Annotated in this window: 24 protein-coding genes; 5 read left to right on the forward strand and 19 right to left on the reverse strand. The window is 69.8% G+C overall.

Annotation, left to right across the window (positions count from 1 at the left end; genetic code table 11):
- Window position 1 precedes the first annotated feature (1 nt).
- A complete protein-coding gene (locus BJF87_RS13785) occupies window positions 2–658 on the reverse strand; it encodes a 4'-phosphopantetheinyl transferase (protein WP_006359565.1) in 657 nt (218 codons plus the stop codon).
- On the reverse strand, window positions 655–1644 hold the full coding sequence (locus tag BJF87_RS13790) for a metallophosphoesterase (protein ID WP_035754169.1): 990 nt from the start codon (window positions 1642–1644) through the stop codon (window positions 655–657). Before BJF87_RS13790 ends, BJF87_RS13785 begins: the two co-directional genes overlap by 4 nt.
- A 69-nt stretch (window positions 1645–1713) precedes the next feature.
- Here BJF87_RS13790 and BJF87_RS13795 point away from each other — a divergent pair, with 69 nt between their 5' ends.
- Window positions 1714–2589 (forward strand): hypothetical protein, encoded by an 876-nt coding sequence (locus tag BJF87_RS13795; RefSeq protein ID WP_035754118.1) that lies wholly within the window; start codon window positions 1714–1716, stop codon window positions 2587–2589.
- Between the two features lie 3 nt (window positions 2590–2592).
- Here the strand turns inward: BJF87_RS13795 and BJF87_RS13800 are convergent, their stop codons facing one another.
- The 7 genes from BJF87_RS13800 to rimP all read right to left on the reverse strand — a co-directional run bounded on the left by BJF87_RS13800 (window position 2593) and on the right by rimP (window position 10476).
- Window positions 2593–3969, reverse strand: a complete 1377-nt coding sequence (locus BJF87_RS13800; RefSeq protein WP_075863345.1) for an MATE family efflux transporter — start codon at window positions 3967–3969, stop codon at window positions 2593–2595.
- On the reverse strand, window positions 3966–4922 hold the full coding sequence (locus BJF87_RS13805) for a bifunctional oligoribonuclease/PAP phosphatase NrnA (protein WP_006359569.1): 957 nt from the start codon (window positions 4920–4922) through the stop codon (window positions 3966–3968). The genes BJF87_RS13800 and BJF87_RS13805 overlap by 4 nt, the downstream gene beginning before the upstream one ends.
- Complete coding sequence (rbfA, locus tag BJF87_RS13810) at window positions 4919–5368, reverse strand: 30S ribosome-binding factor RbfA (protein WP_006359570.1); 450 nt, start codon at window positions 5366–5368, stop codon at window positions 4919–4921. The genes BJF87_RS13805 and rbfA overlap by 4 nt, the downstream gene beginning before the upstream one ends.
- Window positions 5369–5463: 95 nt before the next feature.
- Window positions 5464–8343, reverse strand: coding sequence for a translation initiation factor IF-2 (gene infB / locus BJF87_RS13815; RefSeq protein WP_075863321.1), 2880 nt, complete (start codon window positions 8341–8343; stop codon window positions 5464–5466).
- Window positions 8344–8474: 131 nt separating this feature from the next.
- A complete protein-coding gene (locus BJF87_RS13820) occupies window positions 8475–8729 on the reverse strand; it encodes a YlxR family protein (RefSeq protein WP_075863322.1) in 255 nt (84 codons plus the stop codon).
- A 103-nt stretch (window positions 8730–8832) separates the two neighbouring features.
- The gene (nusA, locus tag BJF87_RS13825; protein ID WP_006359309.1) at window positions 8833–9843 is read right to left on the reverse strand and encodes a transcription termination factor NusA; all 1011 of its coding nucleotides are present in this window, start codon (window positions 9841–9843) and stop codon (window positions 8833–8835) included.
- A gap of 63 nt (window positions 9844–9906) precedes the next feature.
- Window positions 9907–10476 (reverse strand): ribosome maturation factor RimP, encoded by a 570-nt coding sequence (gene rimP, locus BJF87_RS13830; RefSeq protein WP_006359308.1) that lies wholly within the window; start codon window positions 10474–10476, stop codon window positions 9907–9909.
- 116 nt (window positions 10477–10592) lie between these two features.
- On the opposite strand from rimP, the gene BJF87_RS13835 reads away from it, so the two are divergent.
- Window positions 10593–11096, forward strand: a complete 504-nt coding sequence (locus BJF87_RS13835) for a hypothetical protein (RefSeq protein WP_006359307.1) — start codon at window positions 10593–10595, stop codon at window positions 11094–11096.
- Window positions 11093–11557, forward strand: coding sequence for a ferritin-like domain-containing protein (locus tag BJF87_RS13840; RefSeq protein WP_006359306.1), 465 nt, complete (start codon window positions 11093–11095; stop codon window positions 11555–11557). The genes BJF87_RS13835 and BJF87_RS13840 overlap by 4 nt, the downstream gene beginning before the upstream one ends.
- Here the strand turns inward: BJF87_RS13840 and BJF87_RS13845 are convergent.
- On the reverse strand, window positions 11554–13284 hold the full coding sequence (locus tag BJF87_RS13845; RefSeq protein ID WP_035754166.1) for a proline--tRNA ligase: 1731 nt from the start codon (window positions 13282–13284) through the stop codon (window positions 11554–11556). The genes BJF87_RS13840 and BJF87_RS13845 overlap by 4 nt on opposite strands.
- Between BJF87_RS13845 and yaaA the strand changes: the two genes are divergently transcribed.
- Window positions 13283–14065: a peroxide stress protein YaaA gene (gene yaaA, locus BJF87_RS13850; protein ID WP_187346505.1), complete on the forward strand. Its 783-nt coding sequence runs from the start codon at window positions 13283–13285 to the stop codon at window positions 14063–14065. The genes BJF87_RS13845 and yaaA overlap by 2 nt on opposite strands.
- On the opposite strand, the gene BJF87_RS13855 is transcribed toward yaaA, so the two are convergent.
- The 4 genes from BJF87_RS13855 to BJF87_RS13870 form a co-directional block, all read right to left on the reverse strand.
- Window positions 14066–15565: a DHA2 family efflux MFS transporter permease subunit gene (locus BJF87_RS13855; protein WP_035754115.1), complete on the reverse strand. Its 1500-nt coding sequence runs from the start codon at window positions 15563–15565 to the stop codon at window positions 14066–14068.
- A gap of 72 nt (window positions 15566–15637) precedes the next feature.
- Window positions 15638–16837 (reverse strand): uroporphyrinogen-III C-methyltransferase, encoded by a 1200-nt coding sequence (cobA, locus tag BJF87_RS13860; RefSeq protein WP_187346506.1) that lies wholly within the window; start codon window positions 16835–16837, stop codon window positions 15638–15640.
- A gap of 53 nt (window positions 16838–16890) precedes the next feature.
- The gene (locus tag BJF87_RS13865) at window positions 16891–17184 is read right to left on the reverse strand and encodes a hypothetical protein (protein ID WP_006359301.1); all 294 of its coding nucleotides are present in this window, start codon (window positions 17182–17184) and stop codon (window positions 16891–16893) included.
- Window positions 17181–18176, reverse strand: coding sequence for an acyl-ACP desaturase (locus tag BJF87_RS13870; RefSeq protein ID WP_006359300.1), 996 nt, complete (start codon window positions 18174–18176; stop codon window positions 17181–17183). The genes BJF87_RS13865 and BJF87_RS13870 overlap by 4 nt, the downstream gene beginning before the upstream one ends.
- Window positions 18177–18384: 208 nt before the next feature.
- Between BJF87_RS13870 and BJF87_RS13875 the strand changes: the two genes are divergently transcribed.
- On the forward strand, window positions 18385–19050 hold the full coding sequence (locus BJF87_RS13875; RefSeq protein ID WP_006359299.1) for a response regulator transcription factor: 666 nt from the start codon (window positions 18385–18387) through the stop codon (window positions 19048–19050).
- Here BJF87_RS13875 and BJF87_RS13880 read toward each other — a convergent pair.
- From BJF87_RS13880 to BJF87_RS13900, 5 genes are read right to left on the reverse strand one after another with little or no spacing between them, the layout of a single operon-like run.
- Window positions 19047–20678 (reverse strand): GAF domain-containing sensor histidine kinase, encoded by a 1632-nt coding sequence (locus tag BJF87_RS13880; protein WP_035754165.1) that lies wholly within the window; start codon window positions 20676–20678, stop codon window positions 19047–19049. The two genes, BJF87_RS13875 and BJF87_RS13880, sit on opposite strands and share 4 nt — an antisense overlap.
- Window positions 20675–22135, reverse strand: coding sequence for a cobyrinate a,c-diamide synthase (locus BJF87_RS13885; protein WP_035754114.1), 1461 nt, complete (start codon window positions 22133–22135; stop codon window positions 20675–20677). Before BJF87_RS13885 ends, BJF87_RS13880 begins: the two co-directional genes overlap by 4 nt.
- Window positions 22129–22746, reverse strand: coding sequence for a cob(I)yrinic acid a,c-diamide adenosyltransferase (gene cobO / locus BJF87_RS13890; protein ID WP_035754113.1), 618 nt, complete (start codon window positions 22744–22746; stop codon window positions 22129–22131). Before cobO ends, BJF87_RS13885 begins: the two co-directional genes overlap by 7 nt.
- A 25-nt stretch (window positions 22747–22771) precedes the next feature.
- Complete coding sequence (locus BJF87_RS13895; protein ID WP_035754112.1) at window positions 22772–24676, reverse strand: VWA domain-containing protein; 1905 nt, start codon at window positions 24674–24676, stop codon at window positions 22772–22774.
- Entirely contained in the window at window positions 24673–25170 is a 498-nt protein-coding gene (locus BJF87_RS13900; RefSeq protein ID WP_006359294.1) for a GNAT family N-acetyltransferase, read from the reverse strand. The genes BJF87_RS13895 and BJF87_RS13900 overlap by 4 nt, the downstream gene beginning before the upstream one ends.
- Between the last annotated feature and the right edge of the window lie 17 nt (window positions 25171–25187).

Here is a 25187-nt window from a genome sequence, read left to right on the forward strand (position 1 = left end):
GTCAGACCATCGCGATCGTCGTGGTGATGATGCCCCGTTCGACGAGCCAGCGGCCGTGGAACTCGATCACCGGAGCACCGCCGTCGGAGGCGGCCGGGTCGATCAGGATGCGCGAGACGAACGTCCCGGACGTATCCACGGTCTGTTCGAAGGTGATGAGGGCGTCCTCGAATCCCAGCCACCGCTTGGTGATCGGGAACCAGGCCTTGTAGGTGGCCTCCTTGGCGCAGAACAGCAGGCGGTCCCAGTGCAGTCCGGCCGGCCGGGTCGCGAGGACCTCTCGCTCGGCGGGCAGGCTGGTGTGCTCGAGGACGCCGTCGGGCAGCGCGTCGTGCGGTTCGGCGTCCATGCCGAGGGATCGAACCCCCATCGCGTGGGCGACGATCGCGGCGCGGTATCCGTCGCAGTGGGTCAGGCTGCCGACGATGCCCGCGGGCCAGATGGGGGCGCCCTTGTCGCCCTTGAGGATCGGCACCGGGTCGTAACCCAGCTGACCCAGCGCCTGCCGGGCACAGTGCCGGACGGTGGTGAACTCGCGGCGACGCTTCTCCACGGCCTTGCCGATGAGCGCCTGCTCGGCGGGCATCGCGATCAGTCCGGGCGGATCGTCGAACGCCTCCGCCGAGGCGACCCCGGATGGGAGGAGTTGTTCGATCACTGCTCGCCCTTTCGTTCTTGCCGTTCCGCCTGTCGCGTCCGGCGCTCTGCCTGCCTCTGCTCCACCCGTGCCCGGAATTCCGCGGCACGCTCGGCGTAGTCGGGCGGCAGGTCGAACCGCACCCCGTGCTCGGGGAGGTCGGACTCGCCGAGGCCGTCACCCGGCACGATGTTGCGCATCAACGGGTTCGGCAGGCCGCGCCGCTTCCACTCGCGGGGATAGCCGACCGACACCTCCTCGAACCGGATGCCGTCGTACCAGGTGGTGCGCGGGATGTGCAGGTGCCCGTACACGCAACACGACGCATTGAACTCGGTGTGCCAGTGCGCGGTCAGCTCACTGCCGCACCACAGCGCGAACTCCGGGTAGATGAGCGCATCACACGGTTCGCGGCGCAACGGCCAGTGGTTGATCAGGACCGTCTTCTCCGACGGGTCGAGGGCCTGCAGCCGGCGACGCGTGATCTCGATCCGCGCACGACCCCAGGCGTCGCGGGTCGGGAACGGCTCGGGCGAGAGCAGGAACTCATCCGTGGCCACCACGTTGCGCTCGCGCGCGAGCGCCAGCGCGGTGAGTTTATTGGCGGTGCCCTCCGGCCGGAAGGTGTAGTCGTACAGCAGGAACATCGGGACGACGCGGACCGGATCGCTGCCGTCGCCCGGGTCGAACAGCGGGTAGATGTCCTCGGGGGTCACCACGCCGATGTCGCGGCACGCCTGCACGAGATAGTCGTAGCGTGCCACACCGAACACCTGCAGCGGGTCCTTGGCCGTGGTGTACAACTCGTGGTTGCCCGGGACCCAGATAACCGTGTGGAAACGGGTCCGGAGGCGGCGCAGGGTGTCGACGATGTCGTCGGTGCGTTCGGCGACGTCACCGGCCACGATGAGCCAGTCCGCCGACGACGTCGGCCGGATCTCGTCGATGATGTGCTCGTTGCCCCGATGGGCGACGTGCAGATCGCTGATCGCCCACAAAGTTGCCACGAGGATCCATCGTGCCAGAGGTCGTGATTCCACCGTGCCCGGGGCGGGTCGGCGTGGGACGATCGAGCGGTGTACGGCGCACCCGTCGCCCCGAGCGGATCACGCCTCCCGGGCAGTCGCGGACCCTGGTGGGTCCAGGTCGTCGTGAGCTCCCTGATCCTGCTCGCCTACCTCGTCGCGCAGGTGACGGCATTCGCCGTCGGCGACACCACCGAGCGGTGGACGCAGTACGGCCTGAGCGCGGGCGTCCTGGTGATCTTCGTGGTGATCACCGCGGCGTGGGCGCGGTCGGGATGGCGGGTCACCGTTGCAGTACTGCTCGGGTTGCTGTTCGTCGGGTTGGAGCGACTCGCGCTGCTCCCGTTCTACCTCGATCTCTCGGTCACCCAGGACTGGTCGTCGGAGGTGTTCCGGCTCGCCTCGATGGCCGCGACCGCGATGCTGCTCACCGGCCTGATCCTCGTGTGGTCGATCGCCCGGCGACAGACGGCCATGACCTGGGTGGGTCTGCTCCCGTCCGCCGGGCTGGTCGCCCTGGGGACCTGGGCCACCTACTATCACCAACCGGATTTCGGCGTCGACCTCACGGCCACCGAGGTCGCCCTGCCCCTGCATTACTGGATCGGCGTGATCGCGTTCGAGACCATGTTCGGCGTCGCGGCCGTCCTCGTCCTGTGGGCGTGCGACGCGATCGGCCTCGCCACCCGCCGATCGCCCGCGACGAGCACGCCGTCGACCACGCCGAACGTGGAGAGCTTCCGGACCACCCAGCTCTACCGGACGCAGGCCGGCCAGACGGATCTGCGGGAGACCGAGCGGTACCGGCCACCGCCGCCCCCGCTCGCCCAGCCGCAACGGCGACCCGACGACCCGAGCTTCCGGACGACGCAGATCCGACGGCCCCGCGGCGACGGAACCCCCGGCGACAACCGGGACGAGCGCTGAGGGTCAGGCGGGTACGGCTCCCGTCTGCCGCCAGCGGCCGGAGCGGATGCGCCACACGACGGTCGCGAGGCGGACGACCATGAAGACCACCAGGCCCGACCACACCCCGGCCAGTCCCCAGTCGAAGATCAGCGACAGCCAGATCAGCGGCAGGAACCCGACGAGCGCGCCGGTCAGGGTCGCAGTGCGGAGGAAGGCGGCATCGCCGCTGCCGAGCAGCACGCCGTCGAGGGCGAAGACCACGCCGGCGATCGGCAGCATGCCGACGAAGAACCACCACGGCACACCGATGGCGTCGAGCACGGCGTCGTCGGAGGTGAAGACGCGCGGGATGAGCGTCGCGCCGGCCGCGAAGACCGCGGCCATCGCGGTCGCGGCGACCACCGACACCCCGGTCACGCGGCGCGCCACGGTGTCGGCGACCTTGAGGCGGCCGCCCCCGAGCGCGGCGCCGACGAGCGCCTGCGCGGCGATCGCCACCGAGTCGAGGAACAGCGCCATGAACTCCCAGAGCTGCAGTACGAGCTGATGCGCCGCGACCTGCGCGACGCCGAATCGGGCGGCCACCGCGGCGGCCGAGACGAAGCAGATCTGGAACGACAGGCTGCGCACGATGAGATCGCGTGCCATCGCCAGCTGCGCGACGATGATCGTCCGGTCGGGGCGGAACCCCTTCGATTCCGGTGACGAGCCCGCCTCGCGGATCACCCGCACCGCGAACAGCACGCCCGTGACGCCTTGGCCGATCACGTTCGCGACGGCGCTGCCCGGGAGGCCGAGCCGCGGAAACGGCCCGATGCCGTGCACGAGGCCGACCACGAGAACGGCCGCGAGGGACAGCCCGATCACCACGTAGACCACGGGCCGGCGCGTCTCCTGCACACCGCGCATCCAGCCGTTGCCGGCCATCGACAGCAGGATCAGCGGCACCCCGAACATCGCGATGCGCATCCAGTGCGCGGCATCGGCGGCCACCGCGGCCGACTCCGGCGACGACGCCCCGACGAGGAGCCGCATGACCATCGGCGCGAGCGGATAGGAGACCGCCACGATCACCACGCCGACGGCGACCGCGATCCAGCTGGCCTGCACGCCCTCGCGCACCGCGCCGGCACGGTCACCCGCACCGAACCTGCGCGCCGAGCGGGCCGTCGTGCCGTACGACAGGAAGGTGAGCTGGGTGCTGACGATCGAGAGCACCAGCGTGCCGACACCGAGCGCGGCGAGCTGCTCGCCACCGAGGCGGCCGACGACCGCGAGGTCGAGGAGCAGGTAGAGGGGTGGAGCGATGAGGACCGCGAGCGCCGAGACGGTCAGCGTCGCGATACGGGCGACACCTGTCTCGTCAGATGTCGCGGCCTCGTCGCGGGTGTCGCTCAGAGCGACTCCAGCAACCTCGCGACCACCTCGTCGGCGGTGCCGGTGTCGCTGTAGCCGGAGGCCTGACGATGCCCGCCGCCTCCATGGGCGCGGGCGATCGGGACGAGGTCGACGACCTCCTTGGACCGCAGCGACACCGTCCACACCTGCGGTTCGCTCTCCTTGAACACCGCCGCCACCTCGGCGTCGCGGGCGGTCCGGATGGTGTCGACGACGCTCTCGGACTCCTCCCAGCTCATGCCGGCGAGGGCCTTCTGGTCGACGATCGCGTAGACGAGTCCCTCGCCGTTGCACGCCGACGGGACCAGCTTCGCCGAGGCGAGGACGCCGGACATCATGGCGAACCACTCGAACGGGTGGGAGTCGAAGAGGATGCGGCTCCACCGGCGTGCGTCGACGCCGGTCTCCAGCAGGCGCGCCGCGATCCGGAAGGACTGCGGCCGGGCCCAGCGGAAGGAACCGGTGTCGGTGGTCAGCCCGGCGTAGATGCAGGTGGCGATGTCGGCGTCGAGTTCGACCCCGAGCTCGTCGAGTACGTCGAGCACCAGGACCGACGTGCAGTCGGCAGCGGGATCGATCAGGTCGAGGTCACCGAAACCGGGATTCGACGCATGATGGTCGATGGTGATCGACGTGTCGGCCGCAGTGAAGACCTCGCCCAGCGAGTCGAGGCGCTCGAGGTTCGCGGCGTCGACCGACACCACCAGTGGGTGCCCGACCACCTGGTTCGGGGAACACAGGAGTTTGCTGCCGGGCAACCCGCCGAGGGAGGCCGGCAGCTGCTCGGAACCGGGATAGGACACCTCGACGTCGACGCCGCGCCGGTCGAGGGCCAGTCCCAGTGCGAGACCGCTGCCGATGGTGTCCGCATCCGGTCGGATGTGACAGCAGATGGTCACCGCCGACGCGGACGCCAGCTCTGCGGCGATCGCCGCACTCGCCGAAGCGTTCACTCGTCGTCGCCGGCGTCGTCTGCCGAGCGGTAGGGATCGGCGTCACCGGCCGGTGATGCCTCGGCCGCCCGCCGCGCGACGAGCTCGTCGTTGGCGCGGGCGCGCGCGACGAGCTCCTCCATCTGACGGGCCGCGTCTGGGACCGTGTCGAGCATGAAGCGCAGGGTCGGGGTGAAGCGGACGCCGGTGCCGGCGCCGACCTTGGACCGGAGCACGCCGGTCGCCTTGGCCAGTCCCGCGGCCGCCGCCTCGTAGTCGGGGTCGGCGTCGATGGATTCGCCCATCACCGTGTAGTAGACGGTCGCGTCGTGCAGATCGTTGGTCACGCGGGTGTCGGTGACCGTCACGTAGGCCAGGCGCGGGTCCTTGATCTCGGTGGCGATCGCCGACGCGACGATCGTCGAGATCCGCTTGGCCAGACGTTGTGCCCGTGCTGGATCAGCCATCGGGAGTCCTTCCGTGAGCGGTGCCGTGCGCGCCGGCCCGGTGTCGGGCCGACGCGCACGGACGTGGGTCGAGAGAGCTCAGAAGCTGACGCGCATCAGTCGCGCGGCTTCTCCCGCAGCTCGTAGGTCTCGATCACGTCGTCCACCTTGATGTCCGAGTAGGTCAGCGTGAGACCACATTCGTAGCCTTCGCGAACCTCGGTGGCATCGTCCTTCTCGCGCTTGAGCGACGACACGGTGAGGTTCTCGGCGACCACGACGTTGTCACGCAGCAGGCGCGCCTTGGCGTTGCGGCGCATGATGCCCGACTGGACGAGGCAACCGGCGATGTTGCCGATCTTCGACGACTTGAAGATGGCGCGGATCTCGGCGCGGCCGAGCTCCACCTCTTCGTAGATCGGCTTGAGCATGCCCTTGAGCGCGCTCTCGATCTCGTCGATGGCCTGGTAGATCACCGAGTAGTACCGGATGTCGACGCCCTCGCGGTTGGCCAGCTCGGTGGCCTTGCCCTCCGCACGGACGTTGAAGCCGATGATGATCGCATCCGAGGCCGCCGCCAGGTTGACGTTGGTCTCGGTGACGCCACCGACACCGCGGTCGATGATGCGCAGCGACACCTCGTCGCCCATCTCGATGCCCAGCAGGGCCTCTTCGAGGGCTTCGACCGTGCCCGAGTTGTCACCCTTGAGGATGAGGTTGAGCTGGCTGGTCTCCTTGAGAGCCGAATCCAGGTCTTCCAGGCTGATCCGCTTGCGGCTGCGCGCGGCCAGCGCGTTGCGCTTGCGCGCATTGCGGCGGTCGGCGATCTGCCGGGCGATGCGGTCCTCCTCGACCACGAGCAGGTTGTCGCCTGCGCCGGGGACCGAGGTGAAACCGATGACCTGGACCGGTCGCGACGGCAGCGCCTCGGGGACGTCCTCGCCGTGCTCGTCGACCATGCGACGGACACGACCGTAGGCGTCACCGGCGACGATCGAGTCGCCGACGCGGAGCGTGCCGCGCTGTACCAGCACGGTCGCCACCGGGCCACGGCCGCGGTCGAGGTGCGCCTCGATGGCGACACCCTGGGCGTCCATGTCCGGGTTGGCACGCAGGTCGAGCGATGCGTCCGCGGTGAGCAGCACGGCTTCGAGCAGTGCGTCGATGTTCTCGCCCTGCTTGGCCGAGATGTCGACGAACATGGCGTCGCCGCCGTACTCCTCGGGCACCAGACCGTATTCGGTCAGCTGTCCGCGGATCTTCTGCGGATCGGCGCCTTCCTTGTCGATCTTGTTCACCGCGACCACGATCGGCACATCTGCCGCCTGGGCGTGGTTGACCGCCTCCACCGTCTGCGGCATGACACCGTCGTCGGCCGCGACCACGAGGATCGCGATGTCGGTGGCCTTCGCACCGCGGGCACGCATGGCGGTGAACGCCTCGTGACCCGGGGTGTCGATGAAGGTGATCAGGCGATCCTCACCGTTGAGGTGGGTGTTCACCTGGTAGGCACCGATGTGCTGCGTGATGCCGCCGGCCTCGCCCTCGCGGACGTTGGCCTTACGGATCGTGTCGAGCAATCGGGTCTTACCGTGATCGACGTGGCCCATGACGGTGACCACCGGCGGACGCTGTGCGAGGTCGTCCTCGCCGCCCTCGTCCTCGCCGTAGGTGAGGTCGAAGCTGTCGAGCAGCTCGCGGTCCTCGTCCTCCGGGCTGACGACCTGGACACGGTAGTTCATCTCCGAGCCGAGCAGCTCGAGCGTCTCGTCGTTGACCGACTCGGTCGCCGTCACCATCTCGCCGAGGTTGAACAGCGCCTGGACCAGCGATGCCGGGTTGGCGTCGATCTTGTCGGCGAAGTCGGACAGCGAGGCACCACGGGCGAGACGGATTGTCTCGCCGTTGCCGCGCGGCAGACGGACGCCACCGACGGACGGAGCTTGCATGCTCTCGTACTCGGCGCGTTTTGCCCGCTTCGACTTGCGACCCTTGCGGGGAGCGCCACCGGGACGACCGAACGCACCGGCTGCACCGCCGCGGCCACGACCGCCGCCGCCACCGGGACGACCGCGGAAGCCACCACCGGCGGGTGCGCCGGGAGCGCCGCCGCCACCGCCGGGTCCGCCGCGGTAACCGCCGCCGCCTCCGCCACGGCCACCACCGGCACCGCCGCCGCGACCACCCGGTCGGGCGTCAGGACGTGCCGCACGCGAGGGCATCGCGCCGGGGCTGGGACGAGGGGGCATGTTGCCCGGGTTGGGACGCGGACCGCCCTGACCGGGAGCGGGCCGACCGCCACCGGGGCGGGGGCCACCCTGACCGGCAGGTCCGGGACGGCCGCCACCGGGACGCGGACCGCCCTGGCCGGGGCCGGGACGAGCCGCCGGGCGCGGCGCGGGAGCCGGGGCCGACGAGTACGGGTTGTTGCCGACACGCGGAGCACGCGGGCCGGGCTTGGGGCCGGGACGAGGACCCGGCGCCTTGGTCGGCGGCGTGGGTGCTGCCGAGGCGGCGGGCGCCTGAGCTGCCGCAGGCGCCGGCGCCTCAGGTGCCGGTGCCGCGGGCTTGGGTGCACCGGGGGTCGGGGCCGTGCTCAGACGCTCGGCCGCCGCCGGTGCGGGTGTCTCGACCGGGGCGGGACCCGGCTTCGGGCCGCCCGGCTTGGGTGCGCCCGACTGGGGCGCGCTGGTCTGGGGTCCCGGGGCGGGACGCTCGGCCGGCGCTGCCGGGGCGGCACCGGGCTTCGGCGCACCGGACGGCTTGGGTCCGGGCTTGGCCGACTGACGAGGACTGGGTGCCGACGACGAACCGCCGTCCTTGGCTCCCCCGTCCGTGCCGGGGAATGATTCACGCAGTCGACGGGCCACTGGGGCCTCTACCGTCGACGACGCCGATTTGACGAACTCGCCCTGTTCCTTCAGGCGCTCGAGCACCTGCTTGCTCGTAACACCGAGCTCTTTGGCCAGTTCGTGCACGCGGGCTTTGCCTGCCACTGCTCTCCTTTGCTGGAGGCCAAGCGGCTAACCCGCTACGGCCTCGATTTATGTCCGGTACATGCTCATCGTGGGGACTTCACGGTGTGCTCATGTCTTCTGCAACCTGTTCCGGCTCCGAGGAGCCATCTTTAGTGGGTGATCACGCCGAGCTGTTCGGCGAGATCGTCCGGGTCCGCGGTCAGACCGGGAGTCCGGAGTGCCGCGGCGAAGGCCCTGCGTCGCGTCGCGACGGAGATGCACTCCGCCCTCGCATGCAACCAAGCGCCACGTCCCGGCACGGTCTTCGCGGGATCGGCCACGAGCACGGTGGCGTCCTCGCGCTGTTGCGCGACGACACGAACCAACTCGGCGGCCTGTGCCCGTTGCCGGCAACCGACACACATCCGTACCGGCCTGTGATTGGTTGACGTGCGGGGGGCGGATCGCTGAACCATCGATCAGTCTAGCGCGACCGGGCGGGTTGCGAACAATCGGCTGTCACCCGTGTCACTCGGCTCCCTCCTCGGCCGCGGGGGCGGCGTCGGAGCGGATGTCGATCCGCCAACCGGTCAGCCGGGCGGCGAGACGGGCGTTCTGTCCTTCCTTGCCGATGGCGAGGGAGAGCTGATAGTCCGGCACGACGACCCGGGCCGCCTTCGCGGCCTCGTCGACCACGGTGACCGATACAACCTTCGCCGGAGACAGCGCATTCCCGACGAACACACCGGGATCGGAGTCGAAGTCGATGATGTCGATCTTCTCGCCGGCAAGTTCGCTCATCACGTTGCGCACGCGCTGGCCCATCGGGCCGATGCAGGCGCCCTTGGCGTTGAGCCCGGCGACACCGGTGTGCACGGCGATCTTGGAGCGGTGACCGGCCTCGCGGGCGACCGCGACGATCTCGACCGAACCGTCCTCGATCTCGGGCACCTCCAGCGAGAACAGCTTGCGGACCAGGTTCGGGTGGGTGCGCGACAGCGTGATCTGCGGTCCGCGGGGGCCGCGGCTGACGCCGACGACATAGCACTTGATGCGGTCGCCGTGGGTGTAGACCTCGCCGGGCACCTGCTCGGCGGGCGGGATGACGCCCTCGGTGCTGTTGGCGTCGCTGCCGATCTGCACCACGACCATGCCTCGGGCGTTGGCGCGGGAGTCCTGCTGGACCACGCCGCCGACGATCTCGCCCTCATGGGCCACGAGGTCGCCGAAGTTCTTCTCGTTCTCGGCGTCGCGGAGGCGCTGCAGGATGACCTGACGCGCCGTGGTGGCCGCGATCCGGCCGAAGCCCTCGGGGGTGTCATCCCACTCGTGGACGACGTCGCCGTTCTGGTCGAGTTCCTGTGCCATCACGCGGACGGCACCGGACTTGCGATTGATGTCGACACGCGCATGCGGCGCGAAGCCGTCGGTGTGACGGTAGGCGGTCAGCAGGGCGGTCTCGATGGCGGTGATGACCGTCTCGATCGAGATGCCCTTGTCGGCCTCGATCATGCGCAGTGCGCCGATGTCGATGTTCATGGGGTCTGGCTCCTATTCACTTGTCGCCGCTCTTCACTTGTCACTTGTTCGGTTCTTCGGTCTTCAGTCGTTCAGTTGCGTGCGGTCCCGCGCCCGCCGACGCTCGATCTCCTCGGCGTCGAGTCCGCAGAGTTCGAGTTCGGCGACGCTCGGCTGCGAGAAGTCGACCTGCACGACGGCTCTCGTCACGGCCTCGAGCGGGATGGTCTCCACCGCGATCCGTCCGCGGAGGTTCATCACGATCTCGACGTTCGTCTCGTCGAGCTTGCCGATGCGACCGGTGAGAGACCGCTCCTCGCTCCCCTCGAGCGGGGCCACGTCGACGGCGACGCGGCGTCCGGTGTTGCGACGCCAGTGCCGCGGAAGGGTCAGGGGACGGTCGACGCCGGGCGAGGTCACCTCGAGGACGTAGGCATCCTCGTCGGTGAGTTCGGGAACCGCGTCGAGGAGCTCGGAGATCCGGTTGGACAGGTCGGCGAGGACGTCGAGATCGCCACCGCCGTCGCGGTCGACGACGATCGTCAGTTCGTCCTGGCCGTCGCGTCGGTTGACGATGACGTCTTCGAGGTCGAAACCTTGCTCTACGACAAGCTTTTCGACGAGTTCACTCACCTGCGGCGGGCTGATCGGCATGCCACTCCCCTCGTCTTCAGTTGTCGGGCCGTGCCAGGTCTCGCACGAAGTTGCTTCGACACATCCTAGTGGATCGCCGGGCATGCCCCGACCACCTTCGTTTCGCGGCTGGCATCATGTGTCGCGTGACCACATTGGATCGGCGCACCGTGTTGCGCGGAGGACTCGTGGCAGGGGTCGCGGTGGCCGGCCTGGGAGCCGTCGGCGTGTCGGGCTGCAGCACGGGACCGTCGGAGGAAACCATCACCGCCGAGCGGTTGGTACCCCTCGTGCGCAGCGCCCTCGCCGACGAGAAGAGCGCTCGATCGCTCGCCGGCGCCGAGCCCAGATATGCCGCAGCCCTCGCGGTCGTCGCAGATCAGCGCGCCGAGCACGCACGGGCGCTGCGTGAGGAGATCATCCGCCTGGACCAGGACGTCGCGACCACCGTCGACGAGCCGGGCCCCTCGACGACACCCACTCCGGCCGAACCGCCGACCCTGGTGGGCCTGCGCGCCGGACTCGAGCAGTCCTCGGGTGAAGCGCGCGATGTGGCGATCTCCCTGCCCGGATACCCGGCCGGTCTGGCCGGATCGGTCGCGGCCGCCGTGACCTCGATGCGAGAGGTGCAACTGGCATGACCAGCCCCGTCCCCTCCCCGGTGGCCGACACCGGCGACCCGCTCGTCGTCGCCGCGGACGCCGAGAACGCCGCGATCTTCACCTACGGGGTGATCACCGCGTTCGTCACGGCCGCGCGCCGTCGCATGGTCGGCGACTACGCCGCCGAGCACCGCGCCCGCCGGGACGAGATCGACCGGGCCATCACCGCCGCCGGCGGCACATCGCCGCTGGCCGCAGCCGGTTACACGCTGCCGGTGCAGGTCACCGACCCCGAGACCGCCGCTCGGGCGGCACTCGCGGCCGAGATCGACTGCACGACCGCATACCGGGCCCTGCTCGAACAGGCCGACGACGAAGCCGGCCGCCGGATCGGGGTCGACGGCCTGTCGGACTGTGCGGTCCGCGCCGCCACGTGGCGAGCGCTGCTGCAGGAAACCCCGGTCACGGTGGCGTTCCCGGGGTCTCCCGTCTCAGGCTAGGCGCGTGCCGCCGCGACGACCGCGTCCACCGCACCGTCGACGGCCACCTCCGCGGCCTCACCGGTGAACCGGTCGCGGATCTCGATGGTGCCGTTGGCATAGCCGCGTCCGACCACCACGACCGTCGGCATGCCGAGGAGCTCGGCATCCTTGAACTTCACACCGGGCGAGGCCTTGCGGTCGTCGAGGAGCACCTCGAGCCCGGCGGCGTCGAGGTCCGCGGCGAGCTGCTCGGCACCGGCGATCGCGGCCTCGTCCTTGTTGGCGATGACGAGGTGAACGGCGAACGGCGCCACGGTCTTCGGCCAGCGCAGACCCTTGTCGTCGTGCGACTGTTCGGCGATGACCGCCACCAGGCGCGACACACCGACACCGTAGGAACCCTGGGTCAGCCGGACCGGCTTGCCGTTCTCGCCGAGCACGTCGACCTCGAAGGCGTCGGTGTACTTCTGGCCGAGCTGGAAGATGTGCCCGATCTCGATGCCCTTGGCGCTCACCAGCACCCCGGCGCCGTCCGGCGACGGGTCGCCGTCGCGGACCTCGGCGGCCTCGACCGTGCCGTCGGGCGTGAAGTCGCGGCCGGCGACGAGACCGACGTAGTGGCGTCCGGGCTCGTCGGCACCGGTCATCCACGACGTCCCGTCGACCACGCGCGGGTCGACGAGGTAGCGGATACCGTTGGCCTGCAACGCCTTCGGACCGATGTAACCCTTGACGAGGAACGGGTTGGCGGTGAAGTCGGCCTCGGTGAGCAGCTCGACCTCGGCCGGCGACACGGATGCCTCGAGACGCTTGAGATCGACCTCGCGGTCGCCGGGGACGCCGACACCGATGATCTCCGGATCCTTGCCCGGCGCATGCAGTTTCACCATCACGTTCTTCAGTGTGTCGGCACCGGTGTACTCACCGTCGAGGGTCTCGTTGGCCCACGCCACGAGCGTGTCGATGGTCGAGGTGTCCGGGGTGTCGTGGACGACTGCCTCGGGCAGACCGTCGATCGGCTTCGGGGCGGGCGCATGCGTGACGACCGCCTCCACATTCGCCGCGTACCCCGACTCCAGGCATCGCACGAAGGTGTCCTCGCCGACCTCGGACTCGGCCAGGAACTCCTCGGAGGCACTGCCGCCCATCGCGCCGGAGGTGGCGGAGACGATGACGTACTTGATCTGCAGGCGTTCGAAGATCTTCTGGTACGCCTCGCGATGGGCGTTGTAGGCCTTCTTGAGGCCGGCGTCGTCGAGGTCGAAGGAGTAGGCGTCCTTCATCACGAACTCGCGACCGCGGAGGATGCCCGCGCGCGGACGCTCCTCGTCGCGGTACTTGGTCTGGATCTGGTACAGGATGACCGGCATGTCCTTGTAGGACGAGTACTCGCCCTTGACCAGCGTCGCGAAGAGTTCCTCGTGCGTGGGTCCGAGGAGCATGTCGGCGCCCTTGCGGTCCTTGAGACGGAACAGCGCGTCGCCGTACTCGGTCCATCGGTTGGTGGCCTCGTAGGGTTCGCGCGGCAGGAGCGCCGGCAGCAGGATCTCCTGACCGCCGATCGCGTTCATCTCCTCGCGCACGACGTTCTCGATGGCCTTGAGCACGCGCAGACCCAGGGGGAGCCAGGAGTAGACGCCGGGCGCGACGCGGCGGACGTAGCCCGCTCTCACCAGCAGCTTGTGGCTGGGCACCTCGGCATCGGCCGGGTCGTCGCGCAGGGTCCGCAGGAACAGGGTCGACATGCGTGTGATCACGACAAACCAGCTTAGTTATGGTGTTCCGGTGCTCGTCATCCTCCCTCCCTCCGAGACCAAATCCGACGGTGGGCGCGGGGCTCCCCTCGATCTGGACACCCTGTCGTTTTCCGAGCTGAACCCCGTCCGCAAACGGATCGGTGAGGCCATCGTCGACCTCGCCGGCGACCTCGACGCGAGCCGCACGGCGCTCGGCCTCGGCGCCACCCAGCTCTCCGAGGTGGACCGCAACGCCGACCTGTGGCTCTCCCCCACCCGCCCGGCGATCGAGCGCTACACCGGCGTGCTCTACGACGCCCTCGACCACGCCGCGCTGACCAAGGCCGGCAAGACCAAGGCAGCCGAACGACTGGCCATCGGCTCGGCACTGTTCGGTGTGGTGCGCGCTGCCGACCCGATTCCCGCCTACCGGCTGTCGGGTGGATCCAAGCTCCCCGGCATGCCGACGCTGGCGTCGATCTGGAAGCCGGAGCTGTCCCCCACGCTCGACGCCGTCGACGACTTCGTGGTGGATCTGCGTTCCGGCGTCTACCAGCAGCTCGGGCCCGTCAAGGGTGCGGTCACCGCGACGGTGATGACCGAACAGCCCGATGGATCACGCAAGGTCGTGAGCCACTTCAACAAGCACTACAAGGGCCTGATGGCGCGCGAACTGGTCCGCACACGACGCAACGTGCGCGACATCAACGGCCTTGCCGCGGTCCTGTCCGACGCCGGTCAGCGCGTCGAGATCCCCGCACCCGACCAGATCGTGGTGCTGACGGACTGACTATTCGACGCCCGCGTCGGCTGCTTCCTGGGCGGCCTGGCCCTCGGCGACCTGTTCCGGGGTGAACCGCATGAACAGGACGACGATCGCGGCGATGACCGCGATGCCGGCACACGCCGCGAAGGCGAGGCCGTAGCCCTCGGCCTGAGCGGCCAGCTGAGTCGGGTTCATGGTCTCGACGGGCTCGGTGGTGCCGCCCTTGGACAGTGCCCGCGACGTCACCATCGCCCCCACCACGACGAGGCCGACCGCTCCGCCGAGGTTCTGCGCGACCTGCGCGAGGGCGGTCAGCGGACCGATCTCGTTCGGTCCGACGCCGGCGACCACCGACAGGGTGAGCGGGATGACGGCGAGGCCCACGCCGAAGCCGATCACGATGACCGGCAGGAAGATGCTCGGGAAGTAGTCGGGGGCATCGGTGGCGATCGACGAGGCGTAGAAGCAGCCGGCGAGGATCACCGCGCCGCCGACCAGGACCAGCCAGCGCGGCTGGGTCATCAGCGAGAGCTTCGACGCGATCGCCGCGGCGATGCCGAGGCCGAAGGCGAAGGGCACGACGGCCAGACCACTCTGGATCGGCGAGTACTTCAGAATCCCCTGCAGATACAGCGAGATGAACACCGCCATGCACATCATGATCATGCTGGCGAACAGGATCGCCCCGAGTGCCGCGACGCGTGAGGTGTTGTCGAACAGCGAGAACGGCAGGATCGGGTTGGCGGCGCGTCGCTCGACCACCACGAAGGCGATCAGCGCCAGCACGCCGAGCACGAACGAGCCGATCACGACGGGCGAACCCCAGCCGTTGGGACCCTCGTTGACGCCGAGGACCAGCAAGGTGCAGCCGAGGGTGCCGAGCACCGCGCCGGGAACGTCGAGCGGCAGACGCTCGCCCTGCGATTCGCGCAGCGCGATGATCGCGCCGATCACGACGACCAGGCCGATCGGCACGTTGATGAGGAACACGAGTCGCCACGACACCTCGGTCAGCACGCCGCCCACTATCAGGCCGGCGACCGAACCGACGCCGGTCATCGCCGCATAGACGGCGAAGGCCTGGCTGCGGGGTTTGCCCGGCGCGAAGGTGGTCGCGACCAGGGCCATCGCGGTCGGGGCGGCGATGGCGGCCGACGCCCCCTGCAGTGCGCGGCCGACGATCAGGCTGGCCTCGTTCCACGCGAGACCGCACAGAAGTGAGGTCAGGGTGAAGGCCACGACGCCGACGATGAACATCCGCTTGCGGCCGAAGGTGTCACCGAGGCGGCCGCCGAGCAGCATCAGGCCACCGAAGGCCAGGACGTAGCTGGAGATGACCCAGTTGGCGCTCGACTCGGAGAGGCTGAGGGCGTCGCGGATCCGTGGGAGGGCCAGCGCCGCGACGGTGCCATCGAGCACCATGAGCAGCTGCATTCCGGACAGCACCAGGATCGGCAGTCCGAAGACCGGACGGAACTGGGCGGTGTCCACAGTTCCAGCGTGCACTGATCCGGGATTCGACATAAGGCACGACGGTACCGGCCGAGCGCGCCGATGTGCCAATCCCTGTTGGTTCGATGTCCCGAACTGCCCGGTTCAGGCGCCTTCGGTGAAAGCGGCCACCTGGCCGATGACGACGATGGCCGGCGGGCGCAACCCCTCGGCCTCGGCGACCTCGGCGGCATGCGCGAGGTCGGTGCGCAGCAGGCGCTGCGTCGGCAGCGATCCGTTCTCGATCATGGCCACCGGGGTGTCGGCGGGCCGGCCGCCCTCGAGCAGGGCGTCGGCGAAGACGTCGACCCGTTCGACGGCCATCATCAGCACGAGCGTGCCGCGCAGCTTGCCCATCGCCGACCAGTCGATCAGCGAGTCGGGGTGGCCGGGCGGGACGTGACCGGAGGCGATGACCACCTCATGGGTGACGCCGCGGTGGGTCACCGGGATGCCGGCCGACGCGGGTGCGGCGATCGAGCTGCTGATGCCGGGCACCACGGTCACCGGTACACCGGCGGCGACGCAGGCCTGCAGCTCCTCGAAGCCGCGACCGTAGACATAGGGGTCGCCGCCCTTGAGCCGGACGACGAATTTGCCCTCCTTGGCGCGCGCCACGAGGACGTCGTTGATGGCCTCCTGCTTCATCGCGCGGCCGTAGGGAACCTTCGCGGCGTCGATGATCTCCACCTGTGGGCCGAGGGATTCGAGCAGTTCGGCCGGCGCGAGACGGTCGGCGACGACGACGTCGGCCTCGGCGAGGAGGCGCTGGCCACGCACCGTGATGAGGTCGGGATCGCCGGGACCGCCGCCGACCAGCGCGACACCCGGGGCGTGCGGTTCGACGTCGTCCACGGACAGCGAGCCCTCCGCCAACGCACGGCTGATCGCGGCACGCAACGCGGCCGACAGCTTGTGGTCGCCACCGGCGAGGACACCGAACTGGACGTCGCGGTGCCGGGCGGACGCCGGGGTGACCGCGGTTCCGTACTGTGCGTCGTCGGCGCGCACACAGAAGGTGTGGCGGCGTTCGGCCTCGGCGACGACCGCCGCATTGACCGCCGGATCATCGGTGCAGGCCATCGCGTACCAGGCGCCTTCGAGGTCGCCGTCGGCGTACGCGCGGCGGGTCACGGTGATGCCCTGGAACGACTCGACGGCCGGCGTCGGGTCGATGGCGATGACGTGCACGTCGGCTCCGGCCGCGATGAGGTTCGGCAGCCGACGCTGTGCGACGGAACCGCCGCCGACGACGACCACCCTGCGGCCCGCGAGATCGAGGCCGACGAGGTAGTGACCAGACATGGCACGGAACACTACCGGGCGGTCGCCCCGTCCCCGGCGCCCGCCGGTGTGATCTACAGCTGCCCGTCCGGTGTGATCTGCAGCGGCAGTTCGCCGGTCCGGCGGATGTGGGCCCAGATGTCGGCGGATGGCACACCGAGCCGGTGCGCGGCCGACTGCAGCAGCGCGCCGAGCAGCTTGGAACTGCAGTAGGCGGCGTCGAGCGCGTCGTCGGCGCCCGTCCGGATCTCGTTCCACCATGCCGGGTTCCGGTCGGCGGCCGCCTCGGCCATCGAGATCGCCGTGGCGAACCCGGACTCGCACCCGCACGCGAGCTCGTCCACCTCCATCGGCTGTGTGAGCGTCATGCCCGGCTCCGTGCCCGCTCGCGCTGCAGGGCGCGCTCACGCGAGGCCTCGAACTTCTCGACCTTGACGTTCATCTCATCGAGGAAGGCCGCGAGCTGTTCGCGGTAGTGCTCACCGAGCGGCCCGAAGTCCTCGCGCTCGAAGATGCGCCACTTGCGCAGCACCGGCATGACCACCTCGGACATGTGCTGCGGCAGGTCGTAGATGCCGCCCTTGGCGATCAGCACCGCGTTGCGCCGGAAGTTCGGCATGGTGGCGCCGGGCATCTGGAAGTTGGAGACGATCGCGTAGATTGCGGCCATCGTCTGGTCGGGAACCAGGTCGAGGGCGCCGGCGACGATGTTGCGGTAGAAGAGCATGTGCAGGTTCTCGTCGGCCGCCACGCGCTGCAGCATACGGTCGGCGATGGGGTCGCCACAGGCCTTGCCGGTGTTGCGGTGCGAGACGCGGGTGGCGAGCTCCTGGAAGCTGACATAGGCGACGGCATAGAGCATGTCGAAGCTGTGGTCGCGCTGTCCGTCATCTTCGGGCAGCGGGTTGAAGCCGGACGTCATGTGGGCCATCCGGATCTCTTCGAGTTCGACCGGGTCGACGCCGCGGGTGACGACGAGGTAGTCGCGCATGACCACCGAGTGGCGGTTCTCCTCGGCGGTCCAACGGCCGACCCACCAGCCCCACGCGTCGTCGAGGCTGAAGTTCTCGGCGATGACCCGGTGGTACGACGGCAGGTTGTCCTCGGTGAGCAGGTTGGTGATCATCGCGGCCTTGGCGGTCTCCGACAGCTGCGACTGTTCCGGGTCCCAGTCGATGCCGCCGAGCATCGCGAAGTTGCGGCCGGAGTCCCACGGCACGTAGTCGTGCGGATGCCAGTCCTTGGTCATCCGCATGTGACGCTCCACCTCGGTCTCGCACACGGGTAGCAGTTCGCGCAGCAGGTCCGATCCGGTCATCCCGCTGTTGGTCAGTTCGGGGGGTCCGATGAGGGTGGTCACGTGCTCTCCTGGTCCGAAGGTCGGGTGGGACAGGCGGATCGAGAATCCGTCGACAACCACTCTGCGCGCCGGGACGGGTGCTGCTCGTGGGGAGAAAGTCCCGCTTCCATGGGGGCGGACGTCGCGAATCCGGCCGGGACCCTCCTCTCCGCCGACACAACGCCGGCTGTGAGTTCTCGCAGCTGAGAAGGTCCGGTACGTTCAGACCATGGCTGACGATTCGACCCCCACCCCGGTTCGCGTCTACCTCGTCGACGACCACGAACTCGTCCGACGCGGACTCCGCGACCTCCTCGGCACCGCAGGCGACATCGAGGTCGTCGGCGAGGCCGCATCCGTCGGTGAGGCGCTGGTCGGCATCCTCGCGACCAAGCCCGACGTGGCCGTGCTCGACGTCCGGCTGCCCGACGGCAACGGTGTCGAACTCTGCCGCGACGTCCGTGCGGCCGAACCGGACGTGAAGTGCCTGATGCTGACCAGCTACGCCGACGACGACGCCCTGCTCGCCGCGGTCCTCGCCGGCGCGTCGGGCTTCGTGCTCAAGCAGATCCTCGGCCACAACCTGGTGGCCGCGGTCCGCACCGTCGGACAGGGCGGTTCGCTGCTCGACGACCGGTCGACCGCCGCCCTGCTGGCAAAGCTGCGCGACGGCAAGCAGCAGGAGAAGGACCCGCTCGCCGATCTCACCCACCAGGAGCGCGAGGTGTTCAACCTCATCGGCGAGGGTCTGACCAACCGGCAGATCGCCGGACGGATGTTCTTGGCGGAGAAGACGATCAAGAACTACGTGTCCCGTATCCTCGGCAAGCTGGACATGCAGCGCCGCACCCAGGTCGCGGTGATGGCGACCAAACTGCGCGACGGCAAGGACTAACCGATCAGGGGTACCGACCAGGTGAGGGTCGTCCCGCCCTCGTCGCGGTTACCGCGCGGGCGGGTCATCACGCTGAACGTCCCGTCGCAGTCCTCGGCGCGACGGGTGAGGTTCTCCAGCCCGCGGTAGGTGACGTCGGTGCCGATACCGACACCGTCGTCGGTGATCTCGACCGTCAGCACGTCGTCGGCGCGGACCGCGACGGCGATGTGTTCGGCCTGCGCGTGCCGCAACGCGTTGCTCAGCCCCTCACGCAGCACCGCGTCGATGTGGGGTCCCAGCGTGTCGGGCACCACGGTGTCGACGGGGCCGTCGAACTGGACGCTCGGTGAGATCGACGCGTGTCCGGACAGTTCGGAGACGATGTCGAGTACTCGACGCCGCAGGGTAGACCCGTCGGCGTCGGCGGTCACCGTCTGCAGGTCGAAGATCGACGTCCGGATCTGCGCGATCGTGCGATCGAGGTCGGTCATGATCTGTTCGAGTCGCGCGGTGGCGGCGGCGGGATCGGTCGACCCGGCCAGCAGCGTCTGCACCGACATACCCACCGCGAACAGACGTTGGATCACGTGGTCGTGCAGGTCACGGGCGATGCGGTGACGGTCCTCGAGCACCTCGAGGTCGCGGGCGATCTGCTGCTGTTCGGCGTAGACGACGGCCAGCGAGGCGATCTCGGCGACGCCCGCCAGTCCGGCGATCTCCTCGTCGTCCCAGTACGGACGATTGCGGTGGGTGATGAGCATCCAGCCGAAGGCACCTGATGCCCGCTGCAGCGGTTGCACCGTCGTCCAGCGGGCGCCCCGGCGCACCAGAGACGGCGGGATGGTGCCGGCGCGCAGGACGGTGGGCGCGTTCGCGTGCGGCGCGGTGAAGCTGTCGATCTCGATCCGCTCCCCGGTGTGACCGCGCAACTCCACCTCGCCGTCGAGTTCGGTGAGGAGGAAGACGTCGACCGCATCCACCAGGTCGGCGACGTCGACACACATCCGGGACATGGTGTCCGACAAAGCGATTCCGGCGAGCGGCTCCGATCCGCGGCGGGCCAGAACCTGCATCCAGCGGTGCCGGGTACGCGCACGTTCGAAGAGTCCGGCGTTGTCGATGGCGATACCGGCGGCCACCGCGAGCACCGCCACGACCGTCTCGTCGACCTCGGAGAAGTCGTCGGCCGACCGTTTCTCGGTGAGGTAGATACTGCCGAAGACCTCACCGCGCACCAGGATCGGCGCACCGAGGAAGGTGCGCATGGGCGGGTGATTCGGCGGAAACCCGACCGAGGTCGGATGCGACCCGAGGTCGTGGATGCGGTGCAGTCGCGGGTCGTCGATCAGCAGACCCAGCACGCCGCGGCCGACCGGCAGGTGCCCCATCGTCGCCCGTTGGGCCTCGGTGATCCCGATGTGCACGAACTCGCTCAGACCGCCATCGGGACCGCGCACGCCCAGCGCACCGTACTGCGCGTCCACCAGACCGGCGGCCACCTCGACGATGCGCTGCAGCGCCCGGTCGAGTTCGACACCCTGTCCGACGACGAGCACCGCCTCGAGCAACTGACGCAGCAGTTCGGGGTCGTCGGCGCCGTGGGTCGCCAGCGCGTCGAGGGTCTCGCGGAGCCGTTGTGCCGTCATCGGTGAGCCTGCGTCGAGGAGTTTGTCGGCATCGTCCACGACGAGGAGCCTACTCGGGACACGAAGCGGTTCAGCGCCTCCGGGATGGCCGCCGGATGCACGTGCAGATACGAGGCGTGGACAGCATCGGTGACGACGCCGTCGGTGGCCGGCCGGCCCTCGACGTCACGCCAGGCCCACGCGGGCGTCGACGCGTCTCCCACGTGCACGGTGCTGCGGTGGAACTCGTGCCCGGTGACGCGCTCGCCGGCACGGAACAGGACCGAGTCGCCGAGGGCCACCGCGTCGCGGTAGCCGAGCGTCAGTGTGGGCCCGAAGCTGCCGGCGATGTCGAGGACGCCGCTCATCGGGCGATTGTCGAGGCGGTCGGCCAGGTAGACCAGGCCGGCGCACTCGGCGTGGATGGGCCTGCCCGCGGCCGCGTGTGCACGCAGGTCGGCCCGCAGTTCGTGATTGGCGCCGAGTTCCTCGGCATGTTCCTCCGGGAAACCGCCGCCGATGACGACACCGGCGGTGTCCGGCGGAAGCCGGTCGCACAGCGGGTCGAACGCCACGACCTCGGCACCCGCGGCCCGCAGCATCTCGGTATGTTCCGCGTAGCCGAACGTGAACGCCGCGCCCCCGGCCACCGCAATGACGGGCCGCGAGGACGGGGCCGGAGCGCCGTCGACGTAGGGCGCGAGTGCGTCGGTCGCCGACCACGGCGCGGCGTCGGGAATCCGACGCTGCCGGGCCGCGGCCACGATCGCGGGAAGGTCGAGTGCGTCGCGCAGGTGATCGGTCATCGACGCGACGGCGGCGACCGCGTCGGCGCTGCGTTCGGCCGCGGGGATGAGTCCGAGATGGCGGGACGGCACGGTCAGCGACGGGTCGCGACGCAGCACGCCGAAGACCGGGACACCCACGCGGGCGCACGCCTGTCGCAGCACCATCTCGTGGCGCGGCGAGCCGACCCGGTTGAGGATGACGCCGGCGATGTGGACCGAGGTGTCGTAGGACAGGAACCCGTGCAGCACCGCGGCGAGCGACTGACTGTGCCCACCCGCGTCGACGACCAGCACGACGGGCGCACCGATGATCGACGCCACGTGCGCGGTCGAGCCGATGCCCAGCGCGTCGGTGTCGGCGGCGTCGGGGTCGTCGCTGGTGATACGGCCGTCGAACAGCCCCATCACGCCCTCGACGACGGCGATGTCGGCACCGGCCGAACCGTGGGCGAACAGCGGTGCGATCAGCTTCTCGCCCACCAGGTTGGGGTCCAGGTTGCGACCGGGACGCCCGGCGGCGACGGCGTGATACCCGGGGTCGATGTAGTCGGGACCGACCTTGAACGGTGCAACCCGGTGACCGGCTGCACGCAACGCGCCGATGAGTCCGGTCGTCACCGTCGTCTTGCCGCTGCCCGAGGACGGCGCGGCGATCACGACCGCCGGTGTCGCGCGGGACACGGTCACCACTCGATGCCCTTCTGGCCTTTGCGGCCGGCATCCATCGGGTGGGCGATCTTGCGCATCTCGGTCACGAGGTCCGCGGCGTCGACCAGCGCCTGCGGTGCACGGCGGCCGGTGATGACGACGTGCTGACGTCCGGGGCGCCGGGCGAGCGTCTCGATGACCTCGTCGGTGTCGACCCAGCCCCAGTCGAGCGGATAGGTGAACTCGTCGAGCACGTAGAAGTCGTGTTCGCCGGCATCGAGCCGCCGGGCGATCTCGGCCCAACCGGCGCGCGCGGCGGCGGCGTGGTTGTCGGCGTGCTCGGTGTTGGCTCGCAACCACGACCATCCCTGGCCCATCTTGTGCCACTCCACCGGACCACCCGCACCGGTGTCGGTGTGGCACTGCCCGAGAGCCAGCAACGCCGACTCCTCCCCGACCTTCCACTTCGCGCTCTTCACGAACTGGAAGACGGCGACCCGCAGACCGGCGTTCCACGCGCGCATGGCCATGCCGAAGGCAGCGGTGGATTTCCCCTTCCCGTCACCGGTGTGGACTGCCAGCACGGGCTGGTTCCGGCGCTGGCGGGTGGTCAGGCCGTCGTCGGGAACCGAGGCGGGAACCCCTTGGGGCACTGGATGTCTCCTTCAGTAACCGGTATCAGGCCGCACCGCGGGTCAGCGCGGTCGCGGACAGCTCGTCCATGGTCAGCAACTCGGCGCCGAGGTGGGAGGCGAGGTCGGCGGCGAGGCCGAGCCGCACCAGCCCCTGCTCGCAGTCGACGACCACCGACTCGATCCCCCGGCGCCGGATCGCCGACGCCGCGAGCCGCGCCCGTGCCGGGGCATCCCGGCCGGAGGTGGCGCGACCGTCGGTGAGGACGACGACGAGCGGCCGACGATTCGGTTCGGTGCGGCGACAGCGTTCGACGACGTCGCCGGCCAGGGTCAGCCCCTCGGCCAGTGGCGTCCGGCCACCGGTACGGATCTCGGCGAGGCGGCGCACCGCGATGTCCACCGACTTGGTGGGCGGCACGGCCAGCGTCGCGGTACCGCCGCGGGCGACGACCACGGCCACCCGGTCACGACGCGTGTAGGAGTCCCGCAGCATCTCGACGCACAGTTCTGCGACCGCGGTGAGCCGGCGGCGGGCGGTCATCGATCCGCTCAGGTCCACCACGAAGACGACGAGATTGGATTCCTGGCCGATGCGTTCGGCTGCGCGCAAATCGGGTGCCGCGATGCGGACCGACGACTGCGGCGCCCGGCCCGCCGCGGCGAGGACGGTGGCGAACAGGTGCACCGGCCGGCCGTCGGCGAAGTCGACGGCGTGGGTCGTGTGCCCGCGCCGGCTGCGCGCCTTCGACCGGCGGCCGGGGTCTCCGTCTCCGACCCCGGTCACGCGGAGCGCACGCACCCGGCGCCCCGTCGGCGTCGGGGCGGCACCGAAAGCGGGCCCGGGGGCCCGCTGCGACCCGGGCTCCGAGTCTTCGTGCGTATTGGCCTCTTCCGAGGCCCCGGAGGATTCCGAGGACTCCCCCGGCTCCGGGGCACCGCCGCCCGGTCCACCCTCCGGCGGTGTCGGATCGTCGTCCGGGGAATCGGGAGAGCCGGGGCCGGCGGCGTCCTGGCCGGCCGACATGGCGTCGTCGAGCTGGTCGTTCGAGAGACCGGACTCGTCGAAGGGGTTGCGGCGCCTGCGGTGCGGCAGGGCGAGTTCGACGGCGGCCCGCACGTCCTCCTCGTCCACCGTCGGAGCCCCGCGCCAAGCCGCGTGTGCGGCGGCGGTGCGCGCGACGACGATGTCGCCGCGGAGTCCGTCGACGTCGAGGTGGGCGCAGATGCCGGCGATGCGGCGCAGTTCGCGCGTCGGGATCTCGACTCCGCTCACCGCTTCCCGGGCCGCATGAATCCGTTGTGCCAGTTCATGTTCGGTTTCGAGGTACTCGGCCGCGAACCCGTCCGGGTCGGCGTCGAACGCCATCCGCCGCCGGATGACCTCGACACGTTCGTCGAGATCCTTTCCCGCGGCGACGTCGACCGCCAGCCCGAAACGGTCGAGGAGCTGCGGGCGCAACTCCCCCTCTTCCGGGTTCATGGTGCCGACGAGCACGAAATCTGCTTCCTGCGTGTGGGATACGCCGTCACGCTCGATGGTGACGCGCCCGCTCGCGGCGGCATCGAGGAGGACATCGACGAGATGGTCGGCGAGCAGGTTGACCTCGTCGATGTAGAGAACACCCCGATGGGCGCGGGCGAGGAGCCCGGGGGTGAACTCCGCGCGACCGTCGCGCAGCACGGAGGTCAGGTCGAGTGAACCGATCACCCGGTCCTCGGTCGCGCCGATCGGCAGTTCGACGACGCGCCCGGATCGGTCGTCTCCGCCGATCAGCGGGCCGAGCCCGCGCACGATGGTCGACTTGGCCGTGCCCTTCTCGCCGCGGATGAGGACGCCGCCGATGCCCGGCGAGATGGCGGACAGGACGAGGGCCAGCTTGAGCTGTTCCTGTCCGACGACCGCGCTGAACGGATAGCGGACCGGGGCCGAATCCTGGACGTCGGTCATCGGGAACCGGATCGGAGCATCGACACGTGCGGGATCCCATCTTCGAGGTACTCGTCGCCCTCGGCGACGAAACCGAACTTGCCGTACATCTCGGTGAGGTAGGCCTGCGCCTCGATCCGGCAGGGTCGGTCCCCGACCTCGTCGAGCGCAACCGTCAGGAGCCGGGCGACCAGCCCATGGCCGCGATGCGCCCGTGCCGTGCAGGCACGCCCGATCCGGTAGACGGTCCCACCGTCCGGCCCCGGCGGCTCTTCGAGGAGTCGCAGGGTCGCCAGCACGGCGTCGTCGTCGGGTTCGCCGCTCTCGGTGATCCAGAACTGACGCGTCGTCGGCTCGAGGTCACGGCCGTCGATCTCCGGGTACGGACAGGCCTGCTCCACGACGAACACGTCGACCCGGAGCCGCAGGAGCCGGTACAGCGTGGCCGCGTCGATCTCGGCAGACGTACTGCGGTGTACCTGCGGGCGCCGGTCGTGCTGCGGTTCAGGACTCATGTGTCGTGGTTAGCACA

It is taken from the genome of Gordonia sp. CNJ-863, assembly GCF_001942325.1.
GTDB classification, from domain to species: Bacteria; Actinomycetota; Actinomycetes; order Mycobacteriales; family Mycobacteriaceae; genus Gordonia; species Gordonia alkanivorans.

What these genes read in the sequence shown, in the direction of transcription:
- BJF87_RS13875 (WP_006359299.1), top strand. Translation starts at nt 18,385, where the DNA reads ATGGCTGACGATTCGACCCCCACCCCGGTTCGCGTCTACCTCGTCGAC.
- rbfA (WP_006359570.1), bottom strand. Translation starts at nt 5,368, where the DNA reads ATGGCTGATCCAGCACGGGCACAACGTCTGGCCAAGCGGATCTCGACG.
- BJF87_RS13840 (WP_006359306.1), top strand. Translation starts at nt 11,093, where the DNA reads ATGACCAGCCCCGTCCCCTCCCCGGTGGCCGACACCGGCGACCCGCTC.
- nusA (WP_006359309.1), bottom strand. Translation starts at nt 9,843, where the DNA reads ATGAACATCGACATCGGCGCACTGCGCATGATCGAGGCCGACAAGGGC.
- BJF87_RS13855 (WP_035754115.1), bottom strand. Translation starts at nt 15,565, where the DNA reads ATGTCGAATCCCGGATCAGTGCACGCTGGAACTGTGGACACCGCCCAG.
- BJF87_RS13835 (WP_006359307.1), top strand. Translation starts at nt 10,593, where the DNA reads ATGTGTCGCGTGACCACATTGGATCGGCGCACCGTGTTGCGCGGAGGA.
- BJF87_RS13900 (WP_006359294.1), bottom strand. Translation starts at nt 25,170, where the DNA reads ATGAGTCCTGAACCGCAGCACGACCGGCGCCCGCAGGTACACCGCAGT.
- BJF87_RS13880 (WP_035754165.1), bottom strand. Translation starts at nt 20,678, where the DNA reads ATGACGGCACAACGGCTCCGCGAGACCCTCGACGCGCTGGCGACCCAC.
- cobA (WP_187346506.1), bottom strand. Translation starts at nt 16,837, where the DNA reads ATGTCTGGTCACTACCTCGTCGGCCTCGATCTCGCGGGCCGCAGGGTG.
- BJF87_RS13865 (WP_006359301.1), bottom strand. Translation starts at nt 17,184, where the DNA reads ATGACGCTCACACAGCCGATGGAGGTGGACGAGCTCGCGTGCGGGTGC.
- BJF87_RS13820 (WP_075863322.1), bottom strand. Translation starts at nt 8,729, where the DNA reads ATGTGTGTCGGTTGCCGGCAACGGGCACAGGCCGCCGAGTTGGTTCGT.
- BJF87_RS13845 (WP_035754166.1), bottom strand. Translation starts at nt 13,284, where the DNA reads ATGTCGACCCTGTTCCTGCGGACCCTGCGCGACGACCCGGCCGATGCC.
- rimP (WP_006359308.1), bottom strand. Translation starts at nt 10,476, where the DNA reads ATGCCGATCAGCCCGCCGCAGGTGAGTGAACTCGTCGAAAAGCTTGTC.
- BJF87_RS13895 (WP_035754112.1), bottom strand. Translation starts at nt 24,676, where the DNA reads ATGACCGACGTCCAGGATTCGGCCCCGGTCCGCTATCCGTTCAGCGCG.
- yaaA (WP_187346505.1), top strand. Translation starts at nt 13,283, where the DNA reads ATGCGTGTGATCACGACAAACCAGCTTAGTTATGGTGTTCCGGTGCTC.